We start from the raw sequence: 5,584 nt of genomic DNA, 5'->3' as shown, positions 1-5,584 counted from the left end.
ACTGGTACAGGGCCACCGTTTTCAGAAAAAGACCACGCCACGATTCCCCGTTCCAGCATGGCCATCCGTCCGAGCGACATACTGAAAGATGCCTTGCCTGAAAGATTTTCAGCTTTGGCCATCTGGTTTAATATGTAGTCCTGGTCTGCCTGGGTCATTTCCTCTTTAACGTCAACCCACTCACCATCAGGGAAAGTAATCCTCTTAGTTTCGTTTTCTACGAAGAATTTGCTCATTAAGAGTACACTCCCACAACATCCGCCCCATCAAGAGAAGCGTTGATAACAAAGGTAAGCGGGTCAGTGGATTTGGCAGACAGAGGACATGACTTGATAACGCACTCACCGGTTATCTTTACATACCCGCTGGTAGAACCGGCCGGGCCATATTCAAATGACCGGGGAGTAGTGTCAATCTTAAAGTCCTTAATGACATCCCAGGCTGAATCAGCAGTATCGTCAAATACGCACTCTATTTTGATGTCCCCGGACGGAAGGCCCCTGAACCATTGGTGACCGACAGCCCCACCGCAGGTAACGTCATTCATTTCAATTTCAGCCGGCAGACCATCTACCGATTTAACATAAGACGAAATATCCTTGAGTGTACCTGCCTGATTATCCAGTTTGAAAACAAGTTTTGAACCATGTGCTTTACCCGAAGTCGCCATTTAATTATCCTCCTAATTTCTTTTCCAACCGAGTATGAAAGACCCTGCATAGGGTGAAGAACCGCTGAATGTCCAGACTGCCCTGATATACCGTTCAACCGTACCGCTGACTGCCTTCTTCTCTGCTGTGCTGGTGGCTACTGCGCCATCCAAAGTGGTAAAGGTAATCAGGTCAGACCACGCGTCAGTATCGCCATCATCACTGGACTCCTGTATCTTGACTTCCAGAGTTTCATCTGCCCCCAAACTGGTAATTTGCAGATAAGCGGACGCACCGTCTGAGGATTCTGCGTCTTCGTCAATAGAAGAACCTTCCCCGGTGTCAGTCTTTGTATCAAAAGCCGAAATGACGGTTATATCTTCAAAATAGTCATTCTCAACCATGAGCTTGGCGGATATCCGGTTTATATCGGTTACTACCGCATTCATCTTGAGGTCGCTTAACTTAACCTCATTGTGGGCCAGTCCCTTACAACCTGACGAAACACCGAAGGGTATCAATACTGCATATCCAGTACTTGCCTCTCTGAGCGAGGCTAAGACACCCTGATAGTTGTCATCAAACAGCCCGTCTAATTCCAGAGTGTCATTATGGAGACCTCTAAGCTGGTGATAACCGCCTGAGCCGTCCATAACAGCGTAGGGATGCAGTTCTACTTCAGGGTTGGGGGTGAGAGACTCAATAATTGAACCTATCTCATACCCGTTAATATATAATCTGCAATTTTGGCCGAGATATTTACCCATCGTTCACCTCTAAACAAATATTGAAACCATGAAATGACACCCCAAATAGACTTCACTGCCAGTTGCGTATTGATTGCCCGATGCGAATTGGATACCCCCGTAATCTTCAAAGGCATAAACGTGTACCACATCGGCTGCCGCTGAGGCTTCAATAGCCGCCTTAATGGATAATGAGCCGGTGGGCATCAAGTAACTGTCCAGTTTGTCCTGTGCCTCTTTGATATCCCCCCAGCGTCCAATAAGTAATGTCACAGTGAAGTTGATTGCGAATGAGTTAGTAAACTGCTGGTTATAGTCACCTCTTTTGGGTGAGATAACACAGGCAGGGAATTGTTCTATTTTTTCAGGGACTTTCTCGTAAACGTGCATACCGTCTATGGTCTGTAATCCCTGTTTCAGGGCTGTTCTGATATTAGATATGCTCATTTACGCCCCCATTCATTCTCAAGAACGTTTACTGCCTCGCCCAAAATGTCAGATATTTCATTCTGATGCTGTTCTAAGACCGGCCCGAAGAACGGATAAGCTTTCATGCGGCTTGTACCGAACTCAAGGAATGGGGCATATACAACATTCGTTTTGACCTTTGCCCATGCTGGAATAGCCGCTCCGTCTATCTGCCAGGCAATACTCTTGCGAAGTCTGCCAGTTTGGACATTCGGGCCTGGTCTGCCGGTGGCATTAAGTTTGGCTTGGTTAGTAATAAAGACAGCGGCTTTGGTTAAGGTATCTTTGGCAGTATCCTGTATGATTTTGCCATCACCGATTTTTGTTTGTAATGCATCTAGCCCCTCTATCTTGATGTCGGCGTCCATTTACAGCCACCTGATTTTCCGATAAGGGTTAAGTATTTTCTTAACCTCAGACGGGGGGTCTTTATCAATCGTGATAACCCCGATAGCCTCGTTGCCGATAGTCTTGGAATAGCCAGCTTTTCTGGCGTTCCATAGAATCACAACCCACATTAGGGCAGCCGCTTTAATGTCAGCCGGGACACTGGGATATCCCCACGTGCCGGTGATTTTGACACCCTGCTTTATTCCGCTTGCGAAACTGCCGAAATTGGAATAAGTAGACAGCTCTAGTTTGGTCTTAGGCAGAGTATTCAGAGGATAGAGAATATAATCGGTAACAGCCATTGTACTGGCCCAAGTGCCGGCACCATTATCAATCTTGATGCTCTCGCCTTCGCCTGTTACTGAAATAAGGTCATCAATAAATAGGGCATTACCTGCACCATCAAAATATCGGGTAGCTGATACCGAGTTAAAAGACCTATGACAATAGGAATCTATAAGCCCTGTGACGTTGGTTATTACCCGTTGAAGTTTGCTGTCCTCGTCACTGTTTTCAATGCCTATTTCGTCTTTGACTTCCTCAAGCGTACAGTAGCCTGTACCGCCCTGAATAACAGTAATAAACCCGAATAAGGCAGGTTCGCTGATAGTAGTACTGACTGACAGCACGATAGCATACTGGTAAACTCCTTCCGCAGAGAAGGTGGTCGCCAGCGGTATTGTATAAGCACAAGTGCCAGCTGAGTCATCTATCCATACGCAAGCGGCATCCAGCAGTAAGGTTTCAGGGGTTAATGGAGACCATACCTGCAACTTAGCTGTATAACCTGTGCAGTCCCTGGCATTGCCGTCAGCGTCTTTAATCGCAAAATTGAGGCTATGTCCGAATGAGCCTTTAATTATTGTGTAGTTCATCTTTATCGCCCCTTTGTTCTGTACTGCGCCTTGCGCTTGGGCTTATCAGGTACAATTTGCACTGATTTATTCTCAGTTGGTTCATATGCCTTATCTTGCATGGCAAGTCCGCTCTTTTGCCATTCTGTGGCTTCAGGTTCTGGTATATCTGCAATCTGACCTGCTCTAAGCAATCCAAATACTGAATAGCAATCTTTTAATATGCGAAGTCTCATAATTGGGTACCTCTTTAAAAATGGGGGTTGGTTAAAAGGCCCAACCCCCAAAGCCTATCGGAATTATTCGGCTGTATAAGCCATTTCAGCGGAGATAACAAGCTCTCCGTCAGGCAGAACGATAACAAGGTAAGCCTTTTTGGTTGTGAGTACGGTAACCACAAAATCAATGTCGCCGTCAGCCTCACTCTTGACTATGCCGGCCACATCAGCTGCGGTTTCGGCAATGATAGTGCCGTCTGTGCCTATAGTTATGTCGGAGGTATCAGTGCCGTCAACACAGAGGGTGTCACCGGTTGTGTCTTTTGCCAGATAGTATTTGACTACCCGCGCTTCCTGCAGGTCTTTACCGGTTGGGCCAGTAAGCTGGACGCTGACAGGAAATGCACCGGTAGTGTCTGCGCCAACTGTAATCGTGGCGTCAATGTCGTTTAATGCTCGTATGGTCATTTCTGCTCCTTATATTTAGTAGGGGGAGCGGAATGACCGCTCCCCCTCTGGGGATTTAGACATCGTTGGCAATAACCTGGAAGGCAGCGTGGCGGATTATATCGCCACCTACACGGAAGTGAGCCTTGAAGCCCACGAGACCAGATTCGGAATAAAGTTCGTCCAGCCTCTGGATGAACATGCCCTGGCGGTCAACGATGCGATAACCCTGCTGGAAATTGCCGAATATAACGTTGATACCGGCAGTAGTATCAGCAGGGTATTTCATACTGTCGTTGTTGTGTACAGGGAAGCCGTCAAAGGTGTTGGGCTGACCGGCAATCAGTGAAGGCTGCCACAGGAACGGGCCGTCAGTAGTAGTGCTGCCACCTGCACGAAGCAGGCGCAGAGCCAGTTCAGTCTTGCTGTTCATCAGCCAGACAGCGCCTTTCTTGTACTGAGCTGGTAGAGCATATTCGCACTTCAGGAGGTCTTCAACAGTGACAGTGTCATCAGTAGTCCAAGTGCGGCCATAAGTGCCGACAGTACCCGCTCCAGCGCCGCTACCGATACTGGTCAGCAGGGTAGAGTCTACGGCAATACCGCAAGGCTGGGCATAAGTATGACCGGTACCGATTGCGAAGGCAACTTCCTCAGCGTTAGCTCTCGCAATGCCAAAACTGTCAGCGATAATGGCAGACAGGTTGGCATCCACATCAGCCAGTTCATCCTCGCCGATTTTGGTCAGGCCGTAAAGGTCTTCGGCGTAAATGTAGGAAGTGGCAGGAGTGGGGGTGGACTCGGTGATGCTTGCACCAGTTTCTATCTTGCCCCAACCCATAGATACCTCGGTCAGAGTCCGCTTGCGGATTTTGTCAGTGGTAATAGGGCGAGAAGGAACCAAGGTGCGGAAAATGTTCAGCTGGGGAATAGCCCTTATGATTTCCTTCTCTATCTCCTCAGGCACCAGATAAAGACCGGTAGTGTCCTGAACAAGGGCTTTGCGTTCAGCGGGTTCCAGCCCTGATTTGCCCTGCCGCATCCACTTGAAAAAGGCAGCGGAATGCGCTTTCTTTTCGGCATTTTCAGCCTCACCGGGCGGTACGATAGCGTTTTTCTGAAGTTTCAACTCCAGCCCGTCAATGCGGGTATTCAGTTTTTCCATAGTAGCCTGAGCCGTGGCAGAGGCAGCGCCGTATTTCTTGGCTTCCTCGTCCATCAGGGCAGCATGATTCCTGAGGTCAGCAACTGCACCCTGTATCTGTTCGGCTAATTCTTTGGTGTCCATTTATTTGTTTTCTCCTTCTATTTTCTTGAAATTGCTTGCGATACTGGCTTCAGCTTTTTTAAAGTCAAAACCATTGCAAGTAGCTTTAAGGTCGTTAATCGCTTTCTCTAATTCAGCGGCTTCTGGGTCTCTTACAGTGGGGGGAGTGGACTTAGCCGGCTCCTCGTCCTGCTCTACAGAGTCCAGAAGTGCTTTAAGAACGTTAAAGGCCTCTTTAACTTTGGATAAGTTGGAAGCGGATAGTACCCGCCCCGATTTAACCCCGGTAATTACAGCCTCAGGATTGGCCGCGAAAGTAACCGGGGAGATATCCCATAATCTAACTTCTTTGAGGTGGCGGACTTTGTCCTTCCATTCCTCGGTGATGGTGTCATACCCTATAGACATAGTGTTGATGACATCGTCTTTCATCAGTGCCAGGACTTCCCTTGCCCGTTGTACGCCTAAGGAAAGTTTGGCTTTGAAATGCAGGCCAACATCATCTTCGTTAAGTTCAAGAATGTTGCCGATTGGCTCGTTGGCA

10 protein-coding genes are annotated in these 5,584 nt (G+C 48.0%); all 10 read right to left on the bottom strand.

Annotation, left to right across the window (positions count from 1 at the left end; translation table 11 throughout):
- On the bottom strand, positions 1 to 236 hold a 236-nt coding region (locus WC259_RS07425; RefSeq protein WP_372643989.1), incomplete at its 3' end, for a hypothetical protein.
- Positions 236 to 670, bottom strand: coding sequence for a hypothetical protein (locus WC259_RS07420; protein ID WP_372643986.1), 435 nt, complete (start codon positions 668 to 670; stop codon positions 236 to 238). The genes WC259_RS07425 and WC259_RS07420, both read right to left, overlap by 1 nt.
- A gap of 12 nt (positions 671 to 682) precedes the next feature.
- Positions 683 to 1,417 (bottom strand): hypothetical protein, encoded by a 735-nt coding sequence (locus WC259_RS07415; RefSeq protein ID WP_372643983.1) that lies wholly within the window; start codon positions 1,415 to 1,417, stop codon positions 683 to 685.
- A 9-nt stretch (positions 1,418 to 1,426) separates the two neighbouring features.
- Positions 1,427 to 1,843: a hypothetical protein gene (locus tag WC259_RS07410; RefSeq protein ID WP_372643980.1), complete on the bottom strand. Its 417-nt coding sequence runs from the start codon at positions 1,841 to 1,843 to the stop codon at positions 1,427 to 1,429.
- On the bottom strand, positions 1,840 to 2,232 hold the full coding sequence (locus tag WC259_RS07405) for an HK97-gp10 family putative phage morphogenesis protein (RefSeq protein WP_372643977.1): 393 nt from the start codon (positions 2,230 to 2,232) through the stop codon (positions 1,840 to 1,842). Before WC259_RS07405 ends, WC259_RS07410 begins: the two co-directional genes overlap by 4 nt.
- Positions 2,233 to 3,129: a phage head-tail connector protein gene (locus WC259_RS07400; protein WP_372643974.1), complete on the bottom strand. Its 897-nt coding sequence runs from the start codon at positions 3,127 to 3,129 to the stop codon at positions 2,233 to 2,235.
- A 2-nt stretch (positions 3,130 to 3,131) separates the two neighbouring features.
- On the bottom strand, positions 3,132 to 3,344 hold the full coding sequence (locus tag WC259_RS07395; RefSeq protein ID WP_372643971.1) for a hypothetical protein: 213 nt from the start codon (positions 3,342 to 3,344) through the stop codon (positions 3,132 to 3,134).
- A 63-nt stretch (positions 3,345 to 3,407) separates the two neighbouring features.
- Positions 3,408 to 3,794: a hypothetical protein gene (locus WC259_RS07390; RefSeq protein ID WP_041331048.1), complete on the bottom strand. Its 387-nt coding sequence runs from the start codon at positions 3,792 to 3,794 to the stop codon at positions 3,408 to 3,410.
- A 55-nt stretch (positions 3,795 to 3,849) separates the two neighbouring features.
- Complete coding sequence (locus WC259_RS07385) at positions 3,850 to 5,061, bottom strand: phage major capsid protein (RefSeq protein ID WP_372643968.1); 1,212 nt, start codon at positions 5,059 to 5,061, stop codon at positions 3,850 to 3,852.
- On the bottom strand, positions 5,062 to 5,584 hold a 523-nt coding region (locus tag WC259_RS07380; protein WP_372643965.1), incomplete at its 5' end, for an HK97 family phage prohead protease.

The sequence above is a fragment of the Dehalococcoides sp. genome (assembly GCF_041654235.1).
GTDB lineage: Bacteria > Chloroflexota > Dehalococcoidia > Dehalococcoidales > Dehalococcoidaceae > Dehalococcoides > Dehalococcoides mccartyi_B.
This window is presented reverse-complemented; position numbering and strand designations above follow the sequence as displayed.